Annotated in this window: 1 protein-coding gene; it reads left to right on the top strand. The window is 63.2% G+C overall.

Annotated features, from left to right (window positions below):
* The first annotated feature begins 35 nt into the window (after positions 1-35).
* Positions 36-563 carry a DUF6886 family protein gene (locus tag Acy02nite_RS46255; RefSeq protein WP_203756861.1) on the top strand — a complete coding sequence of 176 codons (528 nt, stop codon included), beginning with the start codon at positions 36-38 and terminating at the stop codon, positions 561-563.
* Positions 564-579 lie beyond the last annotated feature (16 nt).

The following is a 579-nucleotide window of genomic DNA, read 5'->3' as shown; positions in this document are numbered from 1 at the left end:
ACTGCCGGCCAAGTCTCGGCGGTTAGCCTGTCCGGGTGCCGCAGCTGTTCCACGTCAGTGACGAAGGTCCTTTCACCATCATGGATCCACGTCCCTCACCCGCCGGTTCGCCGCACGAAGGACGCGAGTGGGTGTGGGCGGTCGACGAAGAGCGTTTGCCGAACTATCTGCTACCTCGGCAATGTCCGCGGGTCTGCTGGTCGACTGCCCGGGTGAAGCATGACTTGCTCCGGTCTCCGGCCGCTCGCGTCATTGCCGTTGAGCATCGATGGGCACCGAACCTGCTTCATGCGGGGCTCAAGGTGCATCTGCTTGACTCCGCGGGCTTCACGCTGCTCGACGCTACCGCTGGCTACTGGATCAGTGAACAGGCAGCCCGGGTAACGGAGACATACCTAGTCGAGAACTGCTTCACCGCGCTGGCCGAGCGCGGCGTGGAGTTGCGCTTCACTCCATCGCTGTGGCCGTATATCGATGCAGTAGTGGAGGCAGCGGCAGAGTTCAGCGCCATTCGGATGAGGAATGCCCAAGCGCGCGAGCTTGCCGAGAAGGGGCCCGCCTGACTTCTTCATCTGCCGC

It is taken from the genome of Actinoplanes cyaneus (genome assembly GCF_016862095.1).
Taxonomy (GTDB): Bacteria; Actinomycetota; Actinomycetes; order Mycobacteriales; family Micromonosporaceae; genus Actinoplanes; species Actinoplanes cyaneus.
Note: the sequence above shows the minus strand (reverse complement) of the source record. Positions and strands in the feature narration are given on the sequence as shown.